The organism is Methanomicrobiales archaeon HGW-Methanomicrobiales-1 (genome assembly GCA_002839675.1).
GTDB lineage: Archaea > Halobacteriota > Methanomicrobia > Methanomicrobiales > Methanospirillaceae > Methanoregula.
The window spans coordinates 352,777-376,046 of sequence record PGYM01000001.1; the positions used below are offsets into that span (position 1 = coordinate 352,777).

Genomic DNA, 23,270 nt, shown 5'->3' on the forward strand with positions numbered 1-23,270 from the left:
ACCGGGTTTGCCGGTTTTGCCCGGATTATTCAATAATAATCGCCGGCTTGAATGGCAATGCGGTTGCTGCCTTCAGGTGCACGCCGTCTTCGGCATCCGTGATATGGACCGGTACCCCGAACTCGTGTTCGAGGAATGCCTGTGCCGATTCGAATACGTCCCGTTCATTGATCGGGTCCTGAGCCAGCGGGGCAACAACCTGCGGGGGCAGGCGGTGGATGAGCGTGGTGCACTGCCGGGCTGCATCGGTGGCATCCTTGCCCCGCTTCTTCATGGAATCGTCCTTCATGATCTCCTTGATCACGGTGGTGCGATCCGATGACTTTGCGATCGTCCGGAAGATGTCGTGCTTCCATTCAGGGGCAAGGGCAATCGTGATCGACTTGGGCGTGATCTGGATCAGTTTCATGATCGATTCGATATCCTCGACGGTGCGGGAGAGGAGTTCTTCCGAGAGTTCGACCCGGGGGCTGACGAGGTTCTTGTCTGCAACCGGCCACTGGGCGAACGAGACGAGTCCTTCTCCTGCCAGTTCCTTCCACAGGTGCTCGCCCGTGAACGGGATGAACGGCGAAAGGAGCCGCACCCAGACGGAAGAGAGTGCGTGGAGTTCCCGGCTGCCATCGCAGTTCTCCGGTAACCTTCTGCGGTACCACTTCAGATCAGTCTCAATGCCAAAGTAGGCTTCCTGGAGGGCCTGACGGGTCTGGAAGTTGTTGAGCGCTTCGGTGGTCCGCTCGATATGCGACTGGAGACGGCTGATGAGCCACTTGTCGATATCGTGGGGTTCGCCGACGGCATTCTTCAGTTCCATGATCGTTGAGTAGAACCGCTCGATCTGCTTTTTGGTGGAGATGACGAGCTCGTTTCGCCAGTCAAAGTCCTGCCACGGCTCGGCGCTGCCCATCAGGAACATCCTGACGGTATCGGCACCAAATTCGCTGACCGCATCTTCGAGCAGGAAGACGTTGCCTTTCGAGGAGGACATCTTGGCCCCGTTCAGCAGGCCCATGCCGAATACGACCATGCCCGCCGGGAGTTTGTCCTTCGGGAAGATCGAGACGTGGTGGAAGAGCTGGAACGTGAGGTGGTTGGAGATGAGGTCCTTTGCCGAGAACCGGTAATTGTACGGGTACCAGTAGAGGAACTCAGCCCGCATGGCATCGAGTTTCTTCTTCTCGGGCAGGTCATCGGATTTTTTGCCTAAGAAGATGTAGTCGAAGACTTCGGGCGTGAGTAACTTGGAATCGATCTCGCGGATCTTGTGGGCGATCGTGTAATACGCCATGTAGATCGTTGAATCCGAGAGCGGCTCGATCAACTGCGTGGTGTCCCACGGGAAGCGGGTGCCGAGTCCGACACGGCGGGTGCAGGCCCAGTCTTTGAGCCAGTCGACCGTGCGGTCGAACTCTGCCCGGACTTCGGGGGGCACGAGGGACATGTCGCCGAGGTGATCGCTGACCTGCTGCTTCCAGGCGGGGTCGCTGTATTTTAAGAACCACTGGTCGTGCAGGATCTTGACCATGACCTTGTTGCCGCACCGGCAGATGACGGGTCGCTGGTCGAACTCGTGCATGATGGCCGAGTCGTACTTCTCGATCATCAGGAGGCCGACTTCGTCCCGGGCAACCCGGACCGGCTTTCCGCCGTACTTCTCGAAGAGCTTGCCTTTCGAGAACTCTGCGGAGTAGATCTCCTGCGTGAGGGCATCCATCCGGCTGTCCATCTGGTTTGCTATGCCGGCTTTTTCTACCGCAAACTGGGCTGGGCACTCGCCGTAGCCTTCGACCTTGATGAGCGGGACCGGCTTGATCTGCGTGTACTTTCCTGCCTGCTGGAGGTCGCGGAGCGCAATGTAGTCAAACGGTGCATGGGCGGGAACGCTCATGACGAGACCGCTTGCCATGTCGGGGTCCACAAACTCAGCGGGGAGGATGATGATCTCGCCGCAGAGCGGGTGGGAGACTTTCTTGTCGATGAGATCCTTACCGGGAATCTCTTCTTTTATCTCGACCGTGTGGTCCTGCAACGCGAGTTTCTCGGCTGCCTCTTTCGATACGATCCAAGCCTTGCCGTCAACGAGCGCCTTGACGTAGGTGACCGTCGGGTTGGCCCAGAGGTTGGTGACCCCGTGGATGGTCTCGGGCCGGAGGGTGGCGGTGGGGATGAACGCATCGCCGAACCGGAACATGACCAGCGTGAACTTGACAACTTCTGCCTTGTCTCCTTCGAGCAGGTCATGGTCGCCGACCGGGTTGTCATCCACGGTACAGTACCGGACCGGGTGCACGCCCTTGATGACGTGGCCTGCTTCATAGAGATGCTTCCACTGCCACTCGATGAACTTGCTGTAGGTCGGGTCGACCGTGGTGAAGCGTCTTCGCCAGTCGATCGAGAGCCCGCAGGCTGTCATGACCCGCTGGTATTCGCCGGCAAAGTGCCGGACGATCGTTAACGGGTCGACGAACTCATCGAGCACGTTCTGCGGAACCTTGTAGAGATCGCGGTAGAGCCGGATGGTCTTTTCATCCTTGTTGGCGATCCGCTTTGAGATACCGATAACCGGTGCACCCGTAACGTGGAAGGCCATCGGGTAGAGTACCTGCCGGCCTTTCATACGCCAGTAGCGTGCGATCACGTCCGGCACGATGTATGTCCTGCCGTGACCTACGTGCATCGCACCGCTCGGGTACGGGTAGGCTACGTTTAAGTAGAATTTTTCCAGTTTCGAGGGATTGGATTCAAATGCATGGATCCACCGCTCGTGTGCTTCTTCTTCAAATCTGCCCAGATCAAATTCGCTCACTTCATCACCTGTGTAAAAAAGTTATACCGGCCGCAGCTTGATGATCTCGCTGTTCTGGTAACGACGGATCATCTCCTGGGCAATGCTCGAGTTCTTGGCAAGGTGGATCTCGCCCTGTTCGTTTACGGTTGCGGTAAAGAGGTATTCCTTGCCGGCAAACACGTCGACGATCTTGCCGCTCTGTTCGGGCGCAATGATCGTCAGTTGTTTCTTGTCGGTCTGGATCTTCACACCGCCGCCGAGGTTCATCTCCTCATCGGCTTTCTGTGCCTGGCCCTGTATCTGCTGCCGGTCGAACTCGGAGCGGGGCTTGATGTCGATGCCGATGCCGATCTTGTTGACAATCGCCGAGATGTTCTTGCCGCCTTTTCCTATGGCTGCGGGGACATCCTTGTCATCAATATAGACGATGGCCTTGGTGTCGCTGACCATCTGGACGTCGATGAAGCCTTCGGTGTAACGCCCGATCTCGCGCTGGATGTCTTTTTCTGTGAGTATCCAGCCGGGGTGTTCTTCATTCTCTTTTCTGGCCGACTCCGATTGCGGTGCAACCGGTGCAGGAGTACGGGTGAGCTGCGGTGCCGGCATGACCGGCTGGCCTACGTGCTGCACCTGCGGGGTTTTTCCTAATTGTGCCTGGACTGGTGATGGTGCGGGTGTTGCTGCACCTGCGATGACCGGCATGACGATGGTCTCGCCATCGTACCGGAAGACATCGAGTATGAGCTGGCCAGTTTCGTTGTCGGTTACGGTTGTGACCGGGCGCATGTGCACTTCGCCTGCCATCCCGTTTGGCACCTTGATGGTGAAATCGACATCGTAGACTTTGCTGATGATGCCCTGTTTGACAAAGACGATCGTGTTGACAACCTGTGAGAGCACCGAGAAGTCTACGCGGTTGGAGAACCGCTGGATCGCATCCCGGACGCCGTTTGCGTGGATGACGCCGACCATGCCGAGACCGGCGAGCCGCATGTCGCCAAAGACATTGAAGTCCTCGTTCTTTCGCAGTTCATCGAAGATCACATAGTCGGGGCGGACGAGCAGGAGCACGTCAGCGGTGTTGGCCATGCTGCCTTCGAGTGCTGCGTACTGGGTGATCTGGTCCGGGACCTGGAGTTCACGGGGAGCTTCCATGGTCTTGACCACGTAGCCGGAGTCGGACAGGAACGTGGCAACGCTCTGGGCGAGCGTGGTCTTTCCCGAGCCGGGCGAGCCTGCGATGATGAGCCCGCGTTTCTCGCCGGTGATCCGCTTCATGATCATGTCGGCCTTGGTGTAGTCCTTTAAGGTTACGTCCACGATGGGCCGGACTGCGGTGATCTCCATGCCGTCTGAGAATGGCCGGCGGGCGATCGCGATCCGCATGGACCCGATCTGCACTACGGTGATGCCGCGTTTCTCGACTTCGATAAAGCCGTCAGGGTCACGCTTGGCCCGCTCCAAGATCTCCTGGGCCATGGCCCGGAGTTCGTACTCGGAAGTGGGCTGGTCGCGGATCTTGACCAGTTTCATGTCGCTGATCGTGCCCTTCTTTGCGGTGGGAGCGATCCGCTCCTTGAGGTACACGGCAATGGTGTGCTCGTCAAAGAACTGGTCGATGCCGAGCGGGCCGTAGTCACCGACCTGCGGTTTTAAGTAAATGACATCGAGGCCCTTTGCCCGGGCCACTTCCGCCTGCACGAAATCGCTGGTGATGAACCGTGCCTTGTTCTCAATTGCGATACCCCGGATCATCGAGTCGATCTCGCCGCCGCTGGCAAGCTTGACCTGTTCGAGTGTCGGGCGGATACCGGAGAATTTGAGTTCTATAATTTTTTCTTCGGCCATTTTGCACAGCGACTGCAGCTCGTTGAGGCCCGAGAATCCTATTTCGCGTCCGTTATTTGCCTGGGCTTCGAGTTCTGCAATCACTGCTTCCGGGACGATTATTGTTGCTCCCTTGTATTCACCGGCTTTTATCATTGAAGTTATGCGCCCGTCGATGAGGACGCTAGTATCTGGTACCAGTATCATAAAATGTATTCCTCGTATCGTCTATGGTATGTTCTTGTATGCTATGCTATTCTCTTGGATTTGTATACGGGATTTCCTGCGAGCGCTCGCCGTTTCCCGCCACCTGCTCGTGCGCCTTGCAAGCCGCACGCTCCGGTTATTCTGGATCAGCGACCAAAAGATCGTTGATACGATAGATATATTACGGACAGGTTTATAAGGGGTTCGAAGCGGGGTGGTGTTTGTAGGTTCTGTTGATTTATTGTAAAAAAATACATTATTTTACATCAATTTCAATTTCGGAAAATACAGAATTGAAATCTTCACAGGTTGGGTTTCTCTGAATGGGAATTCTTGGGAAAATATCCCTAGCAAGTCCAATAAGAAATATATCATAAAAAATGGGAAGCACAACTAAAAAGCCGACATATTGATCAAACGATAAAGGGATATGATTCACAATAACAAATGATACAAGTATTGTGTATGCAGACAGAATAATTCCCGATGCTATGTAATCTAAAAAATCATTATATCTATATCCAATTCTATGTCGATCAATTAGATTTTGAATAATAGCTACTTTGGTTTCCAAATTTTGATTACGATAAATGGAATTTTCTTTTAATTTAACAGATTTTTCTAACGACGAAAATAGTGATAACTCTGGTTGAATATTCAACTTACTCTCGCATATTAAAATTTTTTTGTAAGATTTTGTAATATCATCATCTATGATATGAGCATAAAATCTCCAAAAAATTAGAGTTATAATCAATATGTGAATTGCAAGGATTATCACCCAAAATCTCGCCGGATCGGTTGAGGCAAAATATGCCGTTCCTAGGAATGAAATTAATCCGATGATTATTGCTGAAACAATTCCAACCGATTGATTATTGATATTAACAAGTTGATTGCACCGTTCGTAAGAAATTTGTAACACTAATTTTGTATTTTCATTTTTATCGTTTTCAGTTTGATAAATTCCAGAACACATTATTCATCCTTGTTACTTTCTTTCTAATTCTTTTGAATAATAAATATGATATATTGATAAAAATTAATTTGTCCTATCTTTCCGCCCCACCAGCATCTTTTCCGCATTGTCACACCGGCTAATGACCTTCTCCAAAGTTTCGACTACCCCCCTCTCCAAACCAAGAGGGAGGGACCCCCTCCCCCCCTGTCTTGCGCAAGACAGGCCCCCACCCCCCTCCGGCTGCACCTCCGCACCCACGGTTTCGTGTGGAGCCACGACTGAACGGCCCGCCCGGCACCAGAACCCGGAGGGGGGGTGGTACCCTGTCCAAAAAAAGAGAGGGGGATACCCACCCCCTTGTCAAAAAAATGAGGGGGGGTATACCACCCCCCTCTCCAAAATAAGAGGGGGGGACCCCCTCCCCCCCTGTCGTACGAAAGACAGGGTACCACCCCCCCTTTTGTGCATGGACCGGTGCGGTGGTTCGCGTGGAGGTTCAGACGGTAGAGGGCGGTTTTTGGTCGCGGTGCGGAAGGGGGGGACCCCCCCTCTCTTTGCCAAGACAGGGTACCACCCCCTCCCCCTCTCCAAAAAATGAGTGGGGGTATACCACCCCCCTGTCTAAAAAAAGAGGGGGGGATACCTGCCCTGCCTACCCCCCCTCCAACTTAAGAGAGGGGGTACCCCACCCCCCACTCATGCGGAAAAGTGGGGTACCCCCAATTGTGCCGGCCCCCCGCTTTGCTCCGATGCGTATGCCCTCACGACAGGATTAAGTGGAAAAAGAACAAGCAATTCACTATGGTATCGAATGTCTCGACCCTGTTAAGTTTCATCGTCGCACTGATCATTTCAACGGTAATAATTTACTATATTGCGAAGTTTTTTGGTGCAAAAGACAGTTTAACCACGGCAGTTCTTGCAGCCCTTATCGGCACTGCCGTTTACACGATCTTTTATTACGTGCTGGGCCAGGGCCTGCTGCCGGCATTCATCGCCGGAATCGTGTGGCTGCTGGCATTGCAGAAACTGTACACGATAGGCTGGCTCAGGGCGCTGGTCATTGCAGTTGTCATCTGGATCGTAACTTCCATTGTCGGGTGGTTCCTGCCGGTTCTGTAAAATAACAGAGCACTATTCCGTAGGGGTGGCCCCCCACATGTGTTCCGAGGGGGGACCACTCACTCCCCCGGTCTTTACGCAAGAGTGGTACCCCCCCTTTTTTTCAGCCAGCGTCCGGCTCATTTCAATTCAGGGAGTTGCCCCCGGCACCAAATCCCCGAGGGGATCATGGGTGTCTCTGGGAAATGGGTGAACCGTTACGTATTCTTTGTTTTATCGAATAATTGCGCAGCCGGACACCCGATCTCCTTCTGCTTACAATACCTGCACGCCAGTTGTCCCCGCACAAGAGCATTTCCCATAAATCCGAGGAGGAAGAGGGCAATGATGAGAATGAGGATGGTCCAGGAAAACCCCTGTAACAGGAGCAGGATTCCTGCGAGAACGGGGATGATGAACACAAGAAAACCCGGGACAATATCTTTCCACGTGATCTTCATCCGGTTGAACTTATCCGGGCTGCCCTTCGAAAAAAACCGGGCGCTCAGCCGGCCCTTACCAAAGGCACAGGTTTTACCGTAATAATAACAGTCAATACAATGCCCGCTCAGCAGCCGGAATTCAAGAAAAAGGATGAATAGTACATAACCGATGACCCAGATGAGGCCGAATTGATACAGGATCACTGCACCAATCACGTAAATCAGGAATGACAAAAGATTTGATCCGAATACGATTTTGGCTGGATAATTCTCATGGCAGCCCGGTTCCTGCATACCGGAATAAACTCATTAAAACTATAATAAAAGTTCTAAATGCCGTCCGCATTGCAGCCGGTAACGTGTAAAAATTATCCGTACCTTCCCTGCCCTGCAGGAATGCCCCCATCACTTTCACCCTCCGCCAACCCCTCTTCTCATCTTACTCTGCCAGCCTTTAAGATCCCGGTGAACTATGCGAAAGATGCAGCTGGATGAAGTGATCCTGCGGTGGAAAAAGACCACGCGGGCATTAAAGATCTATGAACAGGAATACGGAAAAGCGCTCACGGACTGCCTGGAGATGCGGACCGATGCGGAACTGGTTCACTTCAAAGACCCGGTCGAAGCCGCAGCCTTTTTCTGCCTGGTTGAAGTGATGAAAACAAAAAACCTGAAATAATGTCGATAATGTAAACCCGGATAATCACAAGGATTTTTTACCGGGATGTTTTACCTTTATAGCACAAACTTATGTTCCAGAAAAAGGGTGAGATAATGAAAACCATTGCAATCCTTGCTATTATGGTGTGTGTACTGCTTGTGGCCGGTTGTACAACAAGCCCGTCAATGACAACTCCTCCTGGTACGGTCTCCCCCGTCCCGACGTTTCCCGGGAAGGCTTTGCCGGATACCATTTTACCTATGGATGGAATGGCTACGCTGGGAACCGGCAATAATTCAATGCAGGTATCGCTCTACAGCATTGAAATTGATCCTCCCGTTAACGCTGATAACCGTACCATAAACATCTATGTACTGGCAAGAAACAACGGGACCGGCCTCCGCCAGTTCGTCTGGTTCAGTAAACTTACCAACATCTACGGGAACTCCTTTGGGGGAATCGGGATATCCCATCTGGGCAGCGGAGCCCGGAGCGGCAAGATCTCATCGGGTTGGGGTGATGCAGCGCGGGATTATGTCGTTATTCATTCGGACGAATCATTTGCCACCTTGTCCAAAGGTGCAGTACTTGACGTGTACTTTATGGACAGGACATCCAATCAGACCAGCATGGTACCGGATTATCATGTTGCCTGGACGATCGATCCTGGCGTGATCAAGTAACCCTTTTTTTAAAACTCCTCCATTCGTGGACCGCTCCACCTCGTTTTCCGGTTCCTTCTGCATGGGAATTCCCCTGTTGTTCAAAAAAGAAAGAAATAGCATAACCTCCAAGAAACCCTGAGCTGAGATCATGCGACTTGCCTATGTTGGTCTTTCGATTGCAATGGCGCTTTTTATCATTGCACAGGCAGTCAGTAAACCGGTATTTTTCTACTGGCTGGTTATTCCGGTAATTATTTTCATCTATGGAATCCTGGCAGAAGAGATGCTGCCGGAAACAAAAAAGGATGACGACGAAGAGGCCTCTGAAGAGGACGATGAATAAACCGGATATCCTGCCGGCACTATCGTTTCTTATAAAAAGAGCGTTGAGGAAAAAACCGGCATGATCCCCGGGTTTTCACTTCTTCTTCGCAGGTTCTTCATCCCACGGGTGTAACAGTTTTCCCGTACGGATCACGATATCCGGTGTATTTGATCCTATTCCCCATGATGGTTCATCCAGGGACGGATCAGCCACGGCATCAAGCGTAAAAACGGCCGCATCCGGAAATTCATCCGGTCGCAGGGGAGGCAGATCAACCGGCAGTGCCTCAAACCCGATCTCATCGCGGGTCATCTTTTCACCGGTGAGGGGGAATTCATCGGGTTCCGGTTCACCCTCCAGCGCGGTTGCGGGAAATGCCGGCAGTTCGTACGGCCTCAGGGGAGGCATCGTGATTACCCAGACATCATCCACCAAAAAAACACTCCTTTCTGTGACAAAGATTGTATGACCGATGATTAATAGCTCTGCATATCATTTAAACGGGCATTAAACCTGAATAAAACGGGAAAAAGACCTATTATTTTTAATATCTGTACTTCCAAAAGTGAATTGAAATTTTTTAATTCTTTAATTAATGGAGATTACAATGGATTTTGGAAACATGCTTGGTGATTCTTTTGCATATGCAAAGGATGCAGTTGTTGGAAAGTGGATGCAGTGGTTATTACTCGTTATTGCAACGATTCTCCTCTGCCTTCCGCTGCTTGGATATTCATTGAAAGTCTTACGTGGCGAGAAACCCGCACCGGAAGTCAACGACTGGGCGACTCTCTTCATTGACGGGATCAAGTACGCGATTGTTGCACTTATCTGGGCAATTCCGTTCCTGGTTATCTTCTTTGTAACGATTGGTGCAGGAATTGTGGCAATGGCCGGCGACCCGGCATCGATGATTGGTGCTATCGGAGGCATGCTCTTCGGTTTCATTGTCTTAGCGATTGTCGGTATCCTCACGATGATCTTCTCAAACATCGGTATCATACGGTTTGCCCGTACCGGCAGCATGGGTGAGGCGTTCAATTTCAAGGAAATCTCTGCAACGATTGCAAAGATCGGATGGGTCCCGTATATCATCGCACTGGTCGTCCTGATTGTTGTTACGATTGTGATCGAGATCATCCTTTCAGTCATTGGCATGATCCCCGTTCTTGGATTTATCATCACTATCGTCCTCATGGCACCAGTTACGCTCTTTGAGGCACGCTACCTCTGCCAGGTCTACGACTCTGTCGGCGCATAATTCCCTTCATTTCTTTTTTTTAAACAAATTCCGGATTACCTGGTATCCGGGGTAAGATACGATTTTAACAGACTATGTCCCGACCGGGATGTCCGGTTATTATAGCCCCCTATGTGTGGGGAAAAACCCAGTCCCTGTGTATGATAAATGCCGGCGTTTTCAGCACGGTACCCCGTGGTATTTCTCCGGATGTACAGGATGCGGTAAACAACCGTGTCTTTGTATCACATCATTCCAGAAATGAGCGATAACGGAACAGAATTCACTACCTGCGAGAGAAATGCTTACGATTTCAAAAATCCTGGTACAATGACATCCCGTCATTGTCTTACGTAAAAAATCTTTAAAAAAAGAGATCTTATTTCTTCCCGTACACGGTTTCCGGGTCAAAGACTTTTGTCCCGACAACGGTTCCGTCCAGGGTCCGGTAAAAACAGGATGCGTAACCGGTGTGGCATGCTGCACCGGTCTGCACAACTTCATAGATCAGGCAGTCTTCATCGCAGTCGGTGAAGATCCGCTCCACCTTCTGGAAGTGCCCGCTCTCCTCGCCTTTCTTCCAGAGTTTTTTCCGGCTCCTGCTGTAATAGTGGGCAAAGCCGGTCTCCTGCGTGAGCCGGACTGCCTCTTCGTTGGCATATGCCATCATCAGTACGTCCCGGTTCTTTGTGTCCTGTACAATGACCGGGATCAACCCGTCAACAAATTTCAGGTTCAGCATGGTTCACCCTCCAATAACTACATTCATGATTGCAAGCAGGAAATCGCCAAAGACAATGCCGGTGATGAGCCCGGCGGTGATCGGGATGATGAAGGGCACTGCATAGGAGATCCAGACCGTGCCGGCTTTTTTATAGATTGCCAGTTCTGTGGTAAACTCTTCGGGATGTTCCCGGAGATCCTTGGTGTAAATACGGCCCTCGGCTGCATACATCCTCCGGATAGAGTCAAAAAAGCCGATAAATTTCCGGCTGACAACACCTTTCTTCTCCTCGAAATCTTCCATGACAAATCCCCATTCATGCTGGATGGTCTCGCCCTGTACGGGAAAGCCGAAGAACATGTACATCAGCGGGGCACGGTTTCCCCGGATGATATTGATCAAAAAGATCCCCAGCGGTGCTACGAGGTTGAGCAGCAGGGCGTTGATCAGGACCGTAAATGCAAGGAACCCCAGCGGGGTATTTCCCAGCAGCGGTGTGAACGGGAAGGTCGGGACGCAGAACGCGATAAAGATAAGCGCCCAGGCATCCGCTCCCCCGAAGAGATGCATCCTGCCAAAGAGATAGAACACCCCGCAGAAGACGGCCGGGAGCAGGATAAAGAATGCCGGTGTTCCCCAGGCTCCGGAAAAGAGGAGCTGGACTGAGGTTATTGCCAGGATAACAACGATCAGGATGAAATACCACCGGTGGAATGCCTCCTCAACATTGGCTTCCCGCACTTTCCGTTTCGGCCGGATCTTTCCTTCCGGTTTCTGTTTCCAGGTAGCGTAGGAAATGTACCCAAAAATCCCGGCAAACATCGCGTACCAGGGTACCAGGGACAGGTTGAACGGTGAAGGCAGTACCAGCCATGCCAGTGCCGGCAGGGCAAGGGTGACGGCAAGGTATTCGAACCGAAATCGTTCACCGGGCTCATGGCTGTCGAGATAATTGGTGTAAAAGAAACTCACGATCAGCGTCAGGTATCCTGCAATGAGACTGTAATTCCCTGTTTTTATATACAGGAGCCAGACCGATGCGGGAATTCCGATAATGAGCATGGGATACCATGTCTTGAATGGCACCCGTCGGTCCTTGATGTCGAGATACGAGGCATAGATCAGGGTGGCCAGAACCGCAACCGCCGAGATCACCATCGGGTACAAGAGTTCCATAAATTCATTACATGCTTTTTTTTCAGAGCACTTATGTATGGCGCTGGTAAAAAAGGGCAATTGCGCAACTATATAATAGCCGGGTTGAAAATATCTCCCTGACGAAAGCAGCGGCAGATCTGGAACAGCCGGTTACTGTACATCTGCATTCCCCGGGATGGTTTTTTTATGAAAATCCAGGATATGATAGATACACTCCTCAAGGGATCTTCTCCCTTGGGGTCATTCCCGCTCCCTGAACTGATCGGGTTTGCAGAAAAGGGTGGCATCAACGGCATAGCTGCTGCAAAAGAGAACGAGAAACTGCAGTATCTTGCAATCCTTGCCGGAGAACCTGAAGGTGCCATTTTCATCGATGAAAAGGGGACCCTCTATGGCGATAAGGCAGTGATGCTGTTTACGGATAATGAATCGTTTACCCTGTATGATGTCAATCCCGACCTGGTAGATGCGGTGGTTGCCGGGTGCCGTATCTTTGAAAAGTCCCACATGAAAAAGAGGGACAGCTATGAACTTCCGGAGTTCGGCAAAAAAAATGCCGGGCTGGGCGTGTTCACCCTGACTATCCGGAGGGAAAATGAACCCCAGAACGGGGTCCGGGTCTCCCTGCGGAAAGACGGCAAGGTTGTTGGCAGCGATGTAACCACCGGGGATGGCAGCGTCGGCTTTAAGCTGGTGCACGGGAAGTACGATGTGATTGTCCAGGACCGCAACCAGCAGCTCACCACGTTTCATGTACAGTTCGAAGAGTCCAGTTCGCAGAAAGTCCTGCAACTGTAATAATAAAAACCTTGCTTTTTTTATTTTTTCCCAAATCTAGCCCATATCGGGAAATACGGGCCGAAATGCAAGACGAAACGCTTTAATTGAAGGATAACAGAACACTTCATTATGAAGATCGGACGTGAAGATTTCGAGGCGCTCATGAAGGGGGACAAAACGATCGCCCCGTATATTGAGCTCGATCCCCTTGCCGGTTCGTACTCGGTTTTTGGCGTAAAAACTGCAAGCAACCCGAATTATCTCATAAAAGCCATCTACGAGATGTACGAAGCGAACCTCAACAAGAAACTCGCGGTTAAGGCTGTTCGCAAGCTCTTCCGTTCGGTTGGTGCCGGGTCTGTCGGGCTCAATAATATGTTAAAAAAGCAGGGTATGGAATTAAAACCGGCAGAGTTTCTTATGCTGGTTTTTAAGCTGCAGCACCAGCAGGGCTGGGGTGCCCCGTTTGAGCTGATCGAGGCGAGCGAGAAGAGGATCGTGCTCCGGTGCAAACAGACCTTTGAGTCCGAGGTGCTCAAGGACTGGAACATGCCGGTATGCGGGCTCCATCAGGGATGGATCGAGGGGGTCCTCATGGCGGTAACCGGCAAGTCGTGGTTCTGCCTTGAGAAGAGCTGCCACGCGAAAGGTGACCCGTACTGTGAGTTCGTTGCTGACCAGGTCTCTCCGAGCTGGAAGTACAAAGCAGAAGCGGTTGTCAAGGGCGAATCTGCGATCACGGAATTTATCGAGCACAAGCCGCTCGAAGGCAAGATATCTCTCATGGATGAACCGGTCGTCATGATGCCCCGTTTCATCTTCACGTCCATGACCCAGTCGCTGAAAAAGACGATGGGAGAAGCGCCGGCAAGCGGTGTCAACTACCGTGCCTACATGGATATGGGCAAGGAGAATGTCGAGCACTACAGGAAGATGAGTATCTCGTATGACCTCTCCAGGACTAAACTTGACAAGGATCTCAACGAGCTGCACAAACGTTTCGCAGCATACGGGACTCCTTTGGTTTCCGGAGGCCAGATTGCTTATGGCGGCCATATCGTCAACAATAACTTCGAGGTTGTTGATTCCATTGAAAAGGAGATGGGCAGCAAGGCCACCGTCTTCCAGAAAGTTGGTGATAAGGCAATCCGTGTATCTACCAACGTTGTTGGCGCTGACGGCAAGAGGGCTGTCGGGACCGAGATTTCAAGTGTAGTCTACGATGCCGTGATCAACAAAGGGCAAACCTATTACGGCACTGCAGATGTGGTTGGTAAAAAGTATGTCGTGGCGTATGAGCCAATCAGGAATCCTGCAGGTGAGATCATCGGTATCCTTTTTGTCGGAATTCCTGAAGACACGGTCTACGGCCCGTTAATGGAAGAGAAACTTAAAAAGATCAATCCCAAGACCATCTGCGACATGGCGTTTGCCTTCTACTCCCAGATGGGCTGGTTCAATATCGTCAAGGAAGAGTGGGATGAGAAGACCAAGACGAAGACCATTACGCTCTCCCACACGGTCGAATCCGAATCCTTCGGAAACACCGGTAAGAACGTCTGTTACTGCACGGCCGGCCTGCTTGCTGGTATCATCGAGGGATCGTTTGGTATCCGGGTACAGGGACGCGAGATCAAGTGCCGGTCAAAAGGTGATGAGCACTGCGTCTTTACCATCACCAACAAACCAGAATAACTTTTTTCTTCAGCCAAATTATCCAAAAAAACGATAACCGTAAAATTACGCTTCCGGTTTTTTCTTAAAAAGAGCTTTTGAGAACCGGTCAATGAACCCTTCTTTCTTGACAACAACGACCTCTTCTTCATAGGCAACCCCAACCAGGTCGGATGCTATGCGCCTGATTGCCTTTGATGCCGGAGAATCAGGGAACTTGAGGACGATCGGGACTTTTGCCGAGGAAGCCCGGCGCACGTTGGGGTCTTCGGGTATAACCCCGAGCACTTTAACCCCGAGCACTTTTTCCATCTTTTTTATGACGATATCTGACTTGTCCTGATCGACACGGTTGATGATCGAACCGAGCACGTGTCCGCCCACTACTTCAGTCAGGATTTTGGTCTTGAGTGCATCAACAATAGAGGAAAGTTCAGGGTTTACCACGAGAATTACTTCGTCGGCAACGGCAAGCGGGACAACACCATCCTTGCTGATGCCGGCAGGTGCATCGATCAACAGGAACTCGCAGCGTTTTACAATCTCGCCCATCACGTCGCGGATCTTGTTCGGGTCGGCTTCCTGGAATCCTTGGAGTGAGATACCGCTCGGGATTACCTTGAGCCCGGCCGGACCCTCGTAGATTGCATCGTTGACATTGCATTTGCCTGCAAGAACTTCATGCAGGGTGACCGGGGCATCCTGCAGGCCAATGATAAGGCCTACATTTGCCATGCCGATATCAGCGTCCATCAGGTAGGTTTCTTTACCGAGCTGGGCAAGCATGGTACCGAGATTGACAGAAACAGTGGTCTTTCCTGTTCCTCCTTTCCCAGAAGCGATCGTGTAAACCTTGACCATCGAACACCCTATGGTGATAGGTATTTCTATTGCATTTATATAAGATTACCCAATTACTCTACCTTTGTTTTATATCCACCAGTTTAAAACAACTTGCGTATCTGCGGCGATCTGCTGTATGACCTCGTTTTTGAGCGGAGTTTTTGCCCTGACAATGCCGACCAGGTCCGATCCTTTATGCGTTATGCCAAACAGGCTCACGCCCGGTGTCCTGGCAAGCGGATCGCTTTTGAATATCCCACTGTAGGTTGCAGCATCCACTAAAGCGGTATCTCCGCCGGATGACCCAAAGAGAAGGCCATCACCCGTTGCGATGGTAAAATTGTTCAGGGAATATTTTTGGGCAAGTGCAGTCAGACTTTCGGTTAAGTCCTGGCGGTTACTGGTGAGATCGATATTTTTTGGTTTTGGCACCTCAGTCGTCCCGTCACCGTCCGCAGATTTCACCGGGGGCTGGATCGCGGAAACGGTTTTTGATTTCGGCTGGTAATCGAGGGGGTGGCGAACATGGGGTGACGTGTCTGTATCCCTTATAAGAGAGATCCGTGTTTTGGATCGTTTCCGGAACAGCACTATGGCGATAACCGCAACAAGGGCAATACCGATGATCACTGCCGGCACAAGCCAACCGGTCAAGGTGTCCATGTTATGCTTTCACCTCTCCCCATCATCGTTCCATCAGGTGCTCGAGCTGCAACTGTTTGATCATGGTCTTGCAGTCCGTGCGGATCTTATCGGTCATATGGTCGATGTCGAGCGTTTCGAAGGTGTCGATATCCTTTTCAAAACTGCTTGAATCCTCGGAAGTCTCATCCGTTTCAGCAGGCTTTTTTTGTTCCTGAAGGTGAACCGCGATCGGGGCCACAGGTGTCGGAGGATTTTTGGCAGTGATTGGCTGTGCCGGGGTGTGTGCAGCTGGTTTTGTGGTTACTGTGGGCAGGGGGGGAACCACAACGCGTATTGTCGGTACTACGCGTGGATGTGCAGGCAGGGTCTTGTCCGCTTTTACCGGTGGTGCAATGGGTTTTCCTGCAGGTCCGGAGTGGTTAACTGCCGAAGGTTGCTGTGGCTGGTGTGTTGCTGCCGGGGCTGTTTTTGCGGCTTTGATGACATGGCTTGTCTTGTTAAATTCGAGGGCAAGCCGGATCTGTGCTTCATCCATACTCGAAAGTGCAACATCTGCTTTCTGGCCGCTCATCTTCTGGATCTCTTCCCATGCCGGATCACCCTGTTTTTGGTCGATCTTTGCAAGTATGCAGGTACCGGATTTAAAGACAATCGTCCCGCCGACCGACCCGGATGAGACCGTGCAGATCCCGGAAAATTTTGTATGCGTAAGCTCATCGAGGATAGAACTGATCAGTTCACTTTTTTTGATTTTAAGAAAAGTACCCCTCGGGAGTTGCATTATATTCTAATGTAATTGGACTCGTGTATATAGTTTCTTTTCGTTCACCACCACCGGTTACGTACTGTAGTATATCGGTTATTATCCTCAGAACCGGATACCCGGAATTGCAGCCATCCGGAAAAACCAAAAAAAATGTATTTTTTAGTCAAAACTGTCCATTTTACAGTGAAAGAGGGATAAAAGCCCAACCTATTAATAGAACAAAAAACAAGAGAATTTATTTATTAGATGGTGAACGTATGCTAAAACCATTATTGGAAGAATTCTTAAAAGTCGAAGGGGTTTCAGCTGCAGTTGTGGTTGGAAGGGATGGGTTTGTAATAGAAAGTGCTGTTTCCGGGAAGGTCGATATCGAAGCACTGGGTGCAATGGCTTCAACCGGGCTGGGCACTTCCGAAGCAATGGGCAGTACGCTGGGGAAAGGAGAGCTTCTCCAGATGCTTGTCGAGCTGGAAAAAGGACCCATTATTCTCTCCCCGCTTTCCAGCGATGAATTGATTGCTATCGTTGCAGATACGACATCCAACGTGGGAAGGATCCGGTACGAGTTAAAGAAAAATAAAGAACGTATCGTTGCTGCACTCTGATCAACCCTTAATATTCTTTTTATGAACTTACCTGCAGGAACCGACGGTGGAACGATAACAAATCCTCAGGAAGAGGGGTTGATCCCGTACCTTATGGCATTCCGCGGGGCAATAGAGATCGAGACCAGCGAAGGTCATGGATTTATCCTTACCGAGAATGGCAAACTCAAAGCCGCATATTTTAAAAGCGGTGAGAACACCTCCCGCGGAAAGGAAGCCCTCTCGTACCTGATGGCGGATTCACCGGAATCCGGGTCGAATCAGACGTTTAACTTAAGAAAATACAGCGATGATGAGTTCAACCGGGCATTAACCATTGCAAACGACGAGAACCTGTTGCTCCCGGTCCCCCCTCCGAAACCTGCAGTACGGCGTGAAGCAGATCCTGATCCCGATCCCGCAATGCCGGTGCTTCTGGACGAGAATAGTCTCAGGAAAATAGCCAGCCAGCCCGGCGTTATTGCAGTTTCAGCATTTTTTGAAGGTTTTCCTGTCCAGTCTATGGGCGATGCCGATTTTGAGCATGTTGCCGCCCTGGCAGAAGATCTCATGCGGGCTGGTGCGAAGATCGCACAGGAAATGAAGGTCGGAGACCTGGACCAGCTGATCCTGGAGACTGCAGAAAATAAATTTATTATCGCGCCCTGTGGGGATCTCTTCCTCTGTGTTTTTACCACATCGGATGCCCAGCTCGGGCTTATCCGGGTTGTCCTTAAAAGCATCCAGGCCGAAATTGCCGTTTGATACTGGTTGGTGGAAAAAAAGCATAGGATCTTGCTTATTCAACTATTCTGTCAAGAATTTCTTCAACTTACATTCCACAGAGTAGATATACTTATAGGCAAAATTATCATTTAGCCTGCTCTATGCAAATAGTATAAAATAATCCATCAATCAAGGTGATGTCTGGATTGAACAAAGATACCGACGAAATCCTGGACGATAACAACTCGCTTTTAAAGATGATCGGCGGGATTAAGAAAAAGGAGGAGCAACCGGAGGAGCCCCCCCGGCTCCCTGATACGGAGCCCGCTCCCTCATCCGCCCCTGTGGGTAAAGGCGCGGCAGAACCGGGTGATTTTTCGGAACTGCTCAAAAAACTGGGGATGGAAAAAAATAAGTCATCCTCTGCGTCTCAAGAGCCCCCGGCACCAGCAGCCCCGGAGCAACCGGATGAAGTGCCTGCTTTTGATTTTGATGACCTGCTCGAAGACATTCCGCAACCTCCGGAGACACCGGCCCCTTCCTCTCCCGTGCTGGAATCAGCATCATCCCGCTCCTCCCCTGAAAAAGAACCCGTGTCCCCTGCCGAACAGGAAGAAGAACCCTTTGTCGAGATTATTAATGAAGATCCCAAGGCGGCACTCCGGAAAAATCCTGCCCGGAAAGTGACCCCGTCACCCTCCCCGGCTGCATCAAAAGAGACCGAATATGACGAAAAGATCATTTCCGTTGACCAGATCACCGATTTCTCGGGTCTTATCCTTCCCAAAGGCGCCACGTTCCGGGTTGACGAGATCAATCTCCACGGGAGAATTAATTCATTCGAGAGTACCGGAACCAGTGCCCTGCCACAAGAGTTTGCCGAGATCTGGAAGCGGGAATTTTCTACCGCCGGCTTCAAGGATCTCGATATAAATGGGGAGATCGAGATTGCCCGGGAAAAAATCAGGGCCGAACCAAAGAAGTTCAGTTTCTCCTCCCTGTTCAAGGCAATCATATCCGAGCAGGAGGCATACGATCCCAAGATACACGGCCCCCTTGTTGACCTTTCTTTCCAGCCAAAAACCGGTATTGAAGAGATGGAGATGTACCCGGTCAATGAGCCCTTTGCCTACATCCGTATCACGTACGATCACTCAACCCACGAGTACACCTACAATGTGCTCGAACCGATCCTCACCGATGCCGAAAAAGACTTGTTAGTCGAGCTGAAAGAACGCCTCTTCGATACGCTCGATATCAATACCAAAGACATCACCAAGGAAGAAGCCCGGCGCAAACTCCGGGTATCTGCCGATGATATCATCAGCGATTTCGGGATCAAACTCGCCCCGGAGCAACGCGAGAAGATTCACTATAATATGTACAAGGATTTCCTTGGCGACGGTTTGATCGATCCCATCATGCACGACAAATATATTGAGGATATTTCGTGCGATGGCGTCAATGTTTCCCTGTTTGCATTCCATGCCAGCTACGAGTCGATGAAGACAACGCTTTCCTATTCCAATGCCAGTGAACTGGATTCGTTCGTCACCAAGCTTGCCCAGCGGGCTGGAAAGTACATATCGATTGCAGAGCCGATTCTCGATGCCACCATGCAGGATGGTTCCCGTATCCAGATGACCCTGGGACAGGAAGTTACCGCCCATGGATCAACGTTCACCATCCGTAAGTTCAAGGATGAACCCATCACCCCCACAGATCTCATTGAATGGCGCACTTTCTCGCCGCTTGCGATTGCGTATATCTGGTTGTGCGTCGAGAACGGCAAATCTGCAATATTTGCCGGGGGAACTGCATCAGGAAAGACAACGGCTCTCAATGCCATCTCCCTGTTTATTCCACCCATGTCTAAGATCGTCACCCTGGAAGATACCCGTGAAGTGAAGCTGCCCCACCCGAACTGGATCCCAAGCGTAACCCGGGATTCGTTTGATTCGGCTGGGCGGGGTGAGATCAACATGTACGAACTGTTGCGTGCTGCAATGCGACAGCGTCCTGAATATATCATCGTGGGTGAAGTTCGTGGCAAGGAATGCCAGACACTCTTCCAGGCGATGAGTACCGGCCATATCACCTATTCCACAACGCACGCGGATTCTGTTGCCAGTGTCGTGCACCGTATAGAAAACCCGCCAATGGACGTGCCGCGGAACATGCTCTCGGCACTGGACTTCATCGCAATCCAGGTGCAGGCCCGGGTCGGCGGAAAGCGTATCCGGCGGAACAAACAGATCGTTGAGATTCTCGATATCGACCCGCGAACCAATGAACTGATCACCAATGAGGTGTTCAAGTGGCGGTCAGCAACCGACGAGCACTCCTATTCCGGGAAATCCTACCTTCTTGAAGAGATTATGGAAGCAAAGGGATGGGACGAGACCCGGATGCGCGAGGAACTCAAGCGCCGCCAGGAAGTGCTTGAATGGATGAGGATCAAGAAAATACGCCACTATAAAGACGTGGCAAAGATCCTCATCTCCTATCATCGCGATCCCGAAGCGGTTGTTGAGAAAGTGAGGAAGGACCTCTATGAATAGCTTTGAGCGGTTCTGCTTCAACCTGCTCGGCAAACGGATGAAGGAGAAGCGCGAGGAGTACGCCCAGCTCAGAAACGATCTCATATCAGCCCGATTCAAGACCTCATTCGAGGCATACCTGTCCACTGCTTTTGTCAGCTCTATTATTGTCGGGTTCTGTGCAGCGGTAGTAATCGGTCTCTTTACCTGGATCTTAAAACTCCCTACTTTAATCAAGTATAAGGGAGCCGTGCCCGGCCCGCTGGTTGCCCTGTCCGCTCACAGCCTTGTCCTTGGAACGATATTCATTACGGTCTTCTCCCTTCTGGTATTCGGCGGGCTGACGTACGTGGCATTCATCATGTATCCCAGTCTTGAGGCCGGGAACCGGCAGAGGAATATCGATGCCACCTTACCCTATGCAATCAATTACGTCACCTCAATGTCCACTGCCGGGATCACTCCAGCCGAGGTTTTCCGGTTGCTGGGGGACAGTCCCATTTATGGACAGAGTGCTGTTGAGGCCCGGTATGTAGCCCGTGAGATTGATATATTTGGCCGTGATCTGATCGATGCGCTCCGGCTCGTATCATCTACCACACCCAGCAAGCGGATGAAGGAATTCTTACAGGGTGCCATGGCGAGTATCTCGAGCGGGGGTAACCTGACGGATTATTTCCGGACAAAGGCCGACCAGTATGCTCTCGAGAACCGGCAGACACAGAAACTGTTCCTGGACACTCTCGGATTGATCGCAGAATCGTATGTTACGGCAATGGTTGCCGGCACGCTGTTTTTGATTATCCTGCAGTCTATTATGTCGGTGCTTTCCGGGGATAACAAGCCGATGTTTTTGTATGCGGTAGTCTACATTATGATCCCTCTCGGGAGTATCGCGTTTGTAGTTATGATCAGTTCCATGACACCGGAGACCTGAAATGGGAATCAAGGATCGCATCAACACTATCGTACACCGTGACAGTGATACACCTCCCGCAGGTCTCCCGCAGGAAGTTAGTGCGGATACGGGCATAGGGAACCGGTTTAAGAAACTTTTTCACAGCGGCGGTTCCACCCCCCCGGCCGTAAAACCTGAAGAACTGAGTTCGGTAGAGACAGAATTCCAGGAGATCACAAAGAAACTTGAGCATGAACGCCAGACGCGGGAAGGCTTTGGAAAGTTCCTCAAACACCCGTTCCAGGTACTCCTGGAAAAACCGGTTAACATTCTTATCGTCTGCATTCCGCTGGCATTGATCGTGTTCATCGGCGGGTTTATTTTTAGTGTGCAAACCTATGGCATGCAGGTGCTCACCAAAGCCACAATTGTGGATGATTTTGCCGTTTTAGCGGTGATGATTGCGATCGTCCCCCTTGCCCTGCTTGATTTTAAGGAACAGAAGCGGGTTGTCAACCTTGAAAATGCTCTCCCGAACTTTTTCCGGGACCTTGCCGGTATGAATGATTCAGGTATGACCCTGCCCAATGCAGTGCATCTTGTGGCTGCGGCGGAATACGGGGCACTCACCCCGCATATCAGAAAACTTGACAATGAAATGTCCTGGGGTATTGGTTTTGTCGAAGCACTCTACCGGTTCGGTAAAAGCCTGGGAACCCCGCTGGCCGACCGGAGTGTCGACCTGATCGCAAAAGCGAGTAAGGCCGGGGGAGATGTGAGCGAAGTGCTGCGGGCTGCGGCAAAGGATACCTTTGAAGTGGTGAATCTCCAGCAGGAACGCAGTAACAATATGCTGATCTACGTGGTTATCGTCCTTGTTTCGTTTGCCGTGTTCCTGTTCGTTATTGCGATCCTGGTCACCTCATTCCTTTCGACGATGGCAACGGCTGGTGCTACCGCTGTTGCTTCCGGGGCAAAAGGTTTCGGGGGGATTATCGATATCTTTGTGTACAAGCGGCTCTTCTCGCACGCTGCCATGCTCCAGGGATTTTTCTCAGGGCTTGTCACCGGTGTGATGGGTGAAGGGCGTTTTATCTCCGGCCTGAAATACTCCGCTCTCATGCTCCTGATTGCCTGGATTACCTTCCGGTTCTTTATCTGAACTTTTTTTTACTATCGTTTGACCGGTAATCCGGTCATTTTCGCAACGAGGGGGTGAAAAAAGGCCGCTGTAAAAAAAATCAAAAGAGCTGTCGCTATTAAAAAAACAGGTAAAATACCGCTTAAAAATAAAAAAAATCAGGAAATATTTTCTATTTTGTACCCTTTTAACGAGAGCAGCTCTTTGACCCGGTCACGGTGATTTCCCTGGAGTTCGATGGAGCTTCCCTTGACCGTTCCACCGCAGGCCAGTTTTCCTTTCAGGAATTTTTGAAGTTCCTCAATATCGATATCAGTTGGATCAAGTCCTTCAACAACAGTCACTTCTTTTCCATAGCGCCGTTTGTTCACTTTGACATTGATCCTTTGCTGTTCTTTTGCTACCTCTTCACAGATGCAGAGTTCATTAGGTAGTCCACACGTCGGGCAAATCCCACCAATCATTACATGTATTTTTAAGTTTCTGGTTATTTATTACTTGGCATTGCCGGAAGTATACCGAGCAGGAAATCGGTAGTATTTTCCAAAAAACTGAGCATTTTCGGCCAGTTAT

24 protein-coding genes and 1 pseudogene are annotated in these 23,270 nt (G+C 50.8%); 13 read left to right on the forward strand and 12 right to left on the reverse strand.

The genetic code is table 11. From position 1 onward, the window contains the following. Positions 1–25: 25 nt before the first annotated feature. The 4 genes from leuS to CVV30_01840 all read right to left on the reverse strand — a co-directional run bounded on the left by leuS (position 26) and on the right by CVV30_01840 (position 6,059). Positions 26–2,806: a leucine--tRNA ligase gene (gene leuS / locus CVV30_01825; protein PKL70129.1), complete on the reverse strand. Its 2,781-nt coding sequence runs from the start codon at positions 2,804–2,806 to the stop codon at positions 26–28. A gap of 21 nt (positions 2,807–2,827) precedes the next feature. Then, entirely contained in the window at positions 2,828–4,822 is a 1,995-nt protein-coding gene (locus tag CVV30_01830) for an ATPase (protein PKL70130.1), read from the reverse strand. Between the two features lie 256 nt (positions 4,823–5,078). Continuing rightward, positions 5,079–5,801, reverse strand: coding sequence for a hypothetical protein (locus CVV30_01835; GenBank protein ID PKL70131.1), 723 nt, complete (start codon positions 5,799–5,801; stop codon positions 5,079–5,081). 63 nt (positions 5,802–5,864) lie between these two features. Continuing rightward, positions 5,865–6,059, reverse strand: a complete 195-nt coding sequence (locus CVV30_01840) for a hypothetical protein (GenBank protein ID PKL70132.1) — start codon at positions 6,057–6,059, stop codon at positions 5,865–5,867. Positions 6,060–6,584: 525 nt separating this feature from the next. On the opposite strand from CVV30_01840, the gene CVV30_01845 reads away from it, so the two are divergent. Continuing rightward, the gene (locus CVV30_01845; protein PKL70133.1) at positions 6,585–6,905 is read left to right on the forward strand and encodes a hypothetical protein; all 321 of its coding nucleotides are present in this window, start codon (positions 6,585–6,587) and stop codon (positions 6,903–6,905) included. Positions 6,906–7,102: 197 nt separating this feature from the next. Here the strand turns inward: CVV30_01845 and CVV30_01850 are convergent, their stop codons facing one another. After that, positions 7,103–7,621 (reverse strand): hypothetical protein, encoded by a 519-nt coding sequence (locus CVV30_01850; protein PKL70134.1) that lies wholly within the window; start codon positions 7,619–7,621, stop codon positions 7,103–7,105. Between the two features lie 178 nt (positions 7,622–7,799). On the opposite strand from CVV30_01850, the gene CVV30_01855 reads away from it, so the two are divergent. The 3 genes from CVV30_01855 (at position 7,800) to CVV30_01865 (ending at position 8,996) form a co-directional block, all read left to right on the forward strand. Then, on the forward strand, positions 7,800–8,006 hold the full coding sequence (locus CVV30_01855; GenBank protein ID PKL70135.1) for a hypothetical protein: 207 nt from the start codon (positions 7,800–7,802) through the stop codon (positions 8,004–8,006). A gap of 71 nt (positions 8,007–8,077) precedes the next feature. Further along, positions 8,078–8,671, forward strand: coding sequence for a hypothetical protein (locus tag CVV30_01860; GenBank protein ID PKL70136.1), 594 nt, complete (start codon positions 8,078–8,080; stop codon positions 8,669–8,671). A gap of 130 nt (positions 8,672–8,801) precedes the next feature. After that, positions 8,802–8,996 carry a hypothetical protein gene (locus CVV30_01865; GenBank protein PKL70137.1) on the forward strand — a complete coding sequence of 65 codons (195 nt, stop codon included), beginning with the start codon at positions 8,802–8,804 and terminating at the stop codon, positions 8,994–8,996. A 75-nt stretch (positions 8,997–9,071) separates the two neighbouring features. On the opposite strand, the gene CVV30_01870 is transcribed toward CVV30_01865, so the two are convergent. Continuing rightward, positions 9,072–9,410 (reverse strand): hypothetical protein, encoded by a 339-nt coding sequence (locus tag CVV30_01870; GenBank protein ID PKL70138.1) that lies wholly within the window; start codon positions 9,408–9,410, stop codon positions 9,072–9,074. A gap of 175 nt (positions 9,411–9,585) precedes the next feature. Between CVV30_01870 and CVV30_01875 the strand changes: the two genes are divergently transcribed. Next, a complete protein-coding gene (locus CVV30_01875) occupies positions 9,586–10,239 on the forward strand; it encodes a hypothetical protein (protein PKL70139.1) in 654 nt (217 codons plus the stop codon). A gap of 358 nt (positions 10,240–10,597) precedes the next feature. Here the strand turns inward: CVV30_01875 and CVV30_01880 are convergent, their stop codons facing one another. Together CVV30_01880 and CVV30_01885 are read right to left on the reverse strand one after the other, a co-directional pair. After that, positions 10,598–10,957 (reverse strand): phosphoribosyl-AMP cyclohydrolase, encoded by a 360-nt coding sequence (locus tag CVV30_01880; protein ID PKL70934.1) that lies wholly within the window; start codon positions 10,955–10,957, stop codon positions 10,598–10,600. A gap of 6 nt (positions 10,958–10,963) precedes the next feature. Then, positions 10,964–12,118 carry a peptidase A24 gene (locus CVV30_01885; GenBank protein ID PKL70140.1) on the reverse strand — a complete coding sequence of 385 codons (1,155 nt, stop codon included), beginning with the start codon at positions 12,116–12,118 and terminating at the stop codon, positions 10,964–10,966. Positions 12,119–12,286: 168 nt separating this feature from the next. Between CVV30_01885 and CVV30_01890 the strand changes: the two genes are divergently transcribed. The 3 genes and pseudogenes from CVV30_01890 to CVV30_01900 all read left to right on the forward strand — a co-directional run bounded on the left by CVV30_01890 (position 12,287) and on the right by CVV30_01900 (position 14,575). Next, the gene (locus CVV30_01890) at positions 12,287–12,898 is read left to right on the forward strand and encodes a hypothetical protein (protein ID PKL70141.1); all 612 of its coding nucleotides are present in this window, start codon (positions 12,287–12,289) and stop codon (positions 12,896–12,898) included. A 111-nt stretch (positions 12,899–13,009) separates the two neighbouring features. After that, positions 13,010–13,825: pseudogene (locus CVV30_01895) on the forward strand (4-vinyl reductase). Positions 13,826–14,257: 432 nt separating this feature from the next. Continuing rightward, on the forward strand, positions 14,258–14,575 hold the full coding sequence (locus CVV30_01900) for a hypothetical protein (GenBank protein PKL70935.1): 318 nt from the start codon (positions 14,258–14,260) through the stop codon (positions 14,573–14,575). A 45-nt stretch (positions 14,576–14,620) separates the two neighbouring features. On the opposite strand, the gene CVV30_01905 is transcribed toward CVV30_01900, so the two are convergent. The 3 genes from CVV30_01905 to CVV30_01915 form a co-directional block, all read right to left on the reverse strand. Next, the gene (locus CVV30_01905) at positions 14,621–15,415 is read right to left on the reverse strand and encodes a septum site-determining protein MinD (GenBank protein ID PKL70142.1); all 795 of its coding nucleotides are present in this window, start codon (positions 15,413–15,415) and stop codon (positions 14,621–14,623) included. Positions 15,416–15,484: 69 nt separating this feature from the next. Next, positions 15,485–16,060, reverse strand: a complete 576-nt coding sequence (locus CVV30_01910; protein PKL70143.1) for a hypothetical protein — start codon at positions 16,058–16,060, stop codon at positions 15,485–15,487. A 22-nt stretch (positions 16,061–16,082) separates the two neighbouring features. Beyond that, positions 16,083–16,823 (reverse strand): hypothetical protein, encoded by a 741-nt coding sequence (locus CVV30_01915; GenBank protein ID PKL70144.1) that lies wholly within the window; start codon positions 16,821–16,823, stop codon positions 16,083–16,085. Positions 16,824–17,065: 242 nt separating this feature from the next. Here CVV30_01915 and CVV30_01920 point away from each other — a divergent pair, with 242 nt between their 5' ends. The 5 genes from CVV30_01920 to CVV30_01940 all read left to right on the forward strand — a co-directional run bounded on the left by CVV30_01920 (position 17,066) and on the right by CVV30_01940 (position 22,718). After that, positions 17,066–17,413, forward strand: coding sequence for a dynein regulation protein LC7 (locus CVV30_01920; GenBank protein PKL70145.1), 348 nt, complete (start codon positions 17,066–17,068; stop codon positions 17,411–17,413). A 21-nt stretch (positions 17,414–17,434) separates the two neighbouring features. Beyond that, positions 17,435–18,157, forward strand: coding sequence for a dynein regulation protein LC7 (locus CVV30_01925; protein ID PKL70146.1), 723 nt, complete (start codon positions 17,435–17,437; stop codon positions 18,155–18,157). A 158-nt stretch (positions 18,158–18,315) separates the two neighbouring features. Next, entirely contained in the window at positions 18,316–20,679 is a 2,364-nt protein-coding gene (locus CVV30_01930) for a secretion system protein E (GenBank protein PKL70147.1), read from the forward strand. Beyond that, entirely contained in the window at positions 20,672–21,595 is a 924-nt protein-coding gene (locus tag CVV30_01935) for a secretion system protein (protein ID PKL70148.1), read from the forward strand. Before CVV30_01930 ends, CVV30_01935 begins: the two co-directional genes overlap by 8 nt. 1 nt (position 21,596) lies before the next feature. Continuing rightward, on the forward strand, positions 21,597–22,718 hold the full coding sequence (locus CVV30_01940) for a secretion system protein (GenBank protein PKL70149.1): 1,122 nt from the start codon (positions 21,597–21,599) through the stop codon (positions 22,716–22,718). Between the two features lie 137 nt (positions 22,719–22,855). On the opposite strand, the gene yciH is transcribed toward CVV30_01940, so the two are convergent. Next, a complete protein-coding gene (yciH, locus tag CVV30_01945; protein PKL70150.1) occupies positions 22,856–23,161 on the reverse strand; it encodes a stress response translation initiation inhibitor YciH in 306 nt (101 codons plus the stop codon). Positions 23,162–23,270: the final 109 nt, after the last annotated feature.

Coding starts and splice junctions, on each gene's coding strand:
- CVV30_01855 (PKL70135.1), top strand. CDS start 7,800: ATGCGAAAGATGCAGCTGGATGAAGTGATCCTGCGGTGGAAAAAGACC.
- CVV30_01935 (PKL70148.1), top strand. CDS start 20,672: ATGAATAGCTTTGAGCGGTTCTGCTTCAACCTGCTCGGCAAACGGATG.
- CVV30_01860 (PKL70136.1), top strand. CDS start 8,078: ATGTTCCAGAAAAAGGGTGAGATAATGAAAACCATTGCAATCCTTGCT.
- CVV30_01900 (PKL70935.1), top strand. CDS start 14,258: ATGGAAGAGAAACTTAAAAAGATCAATCCCAAGACCATCTGCGACATG.
- CVV30_01915 (PKL70144.1), bottom strand. CDS start 16,823: ATGCAACTCCCGAGGGGTACTTTTCTTAAAATCAAAAAAAGTGAACTG.
- CVV30_01875 (PKL70139.1), top strand. CDS start 9,586: ATGGATTTTGGAAACATGCTTGGTGATTCTTTTGCATATGCAAAGGAT.
- CVV30_01830 (PKL70130.1), bottom strand. CDS start 4,822: ATGATACTGGTACCAGATACTAGCGTCCTCATCGACGGGCGCATAACT.
- CVV30_01905 (PKL70142.1), bottom strand. CDS start 15,415: ATGGTCAAGGTTTACACGATCGCTTCTGGGAAAGGAGGAACAGGAAAG.
- CVV30_01930 (PKL70147.1), top strand. CDS start 18,316: ATGTCTGGATTGAACAAAGATACCGACGAAATCCTGGACGATAACAAC.
- CVV30_01940 (PKL70149.1), top strand. CDS start 21,597: ATGGGAATCAAGGATCGCATCAACACTATCGTACACCGTGACAGTGAT.
- CVV30_01850 (PKL70134.1), bottom strand. CDS start 7,621: ATGCAGGAACCGGGCTGCCATGAGAATTATCCAGCCAAAATCGTATTC.
- CVV30_01925 (PKL70146.1), top strand. CDS start 17,435: ATGAACTTACCTGCAGGAACCGACGGTGGAACGATAACAAATCCTCAG.
- CVV30_01885 (PKL70140.1), bottom strand. CDS start 12,118: ATGGAACTCTTGTACCCGATGGTGATCTCGGCGGTTGCGGTTCTGGCC.
- CVV30_01845 (PKL70133.1), top strand. CDS start 6,585: ATGGTATCGAATGTCTCGACCCTGTTAAGTTTCATCGTCGCACTGATC.
- yciH (PKL70150.1), bottom strand. CDS start 23,161: ATGATTGGTGGGATTTGCCCGACGTGTGGACTACCTAATGAACTCTGC.
- CVV30_01910 (PKL70143.1), bottom strand. CDS start 16,060: ATGGACACCTTGACCGGTTGGCTTGTGCCGGCAGTGATCATCGGTATT.
- CVV30_01890 (PKL70141.1), top strand. CDS start 12,287: ATGAAAATCCAGGATATGATAGATACACTCCTCAAGGGATCTTCTCCC.
- CVV30_01865 (PKL70137.1), top strand. CDS start 8,802: ATGCGACTTGCCTATGTTGGTCTTTCGATTGCAATGGCGCTTTTTATC.
- CVV30_01920 (PKL70145.1), top strand. CDS start 17,066: ATGCTAAAACCATTATTGGAAGAATTCTTAAAAGTCGAAGGGGTTTCA.
- CVV30_01835 (PKL70131.1), bottom strand. CDS start 5,801: ATGTGTTCTGGAATTTATCAAACTGAAAACGATAAAAATGAAAATACA.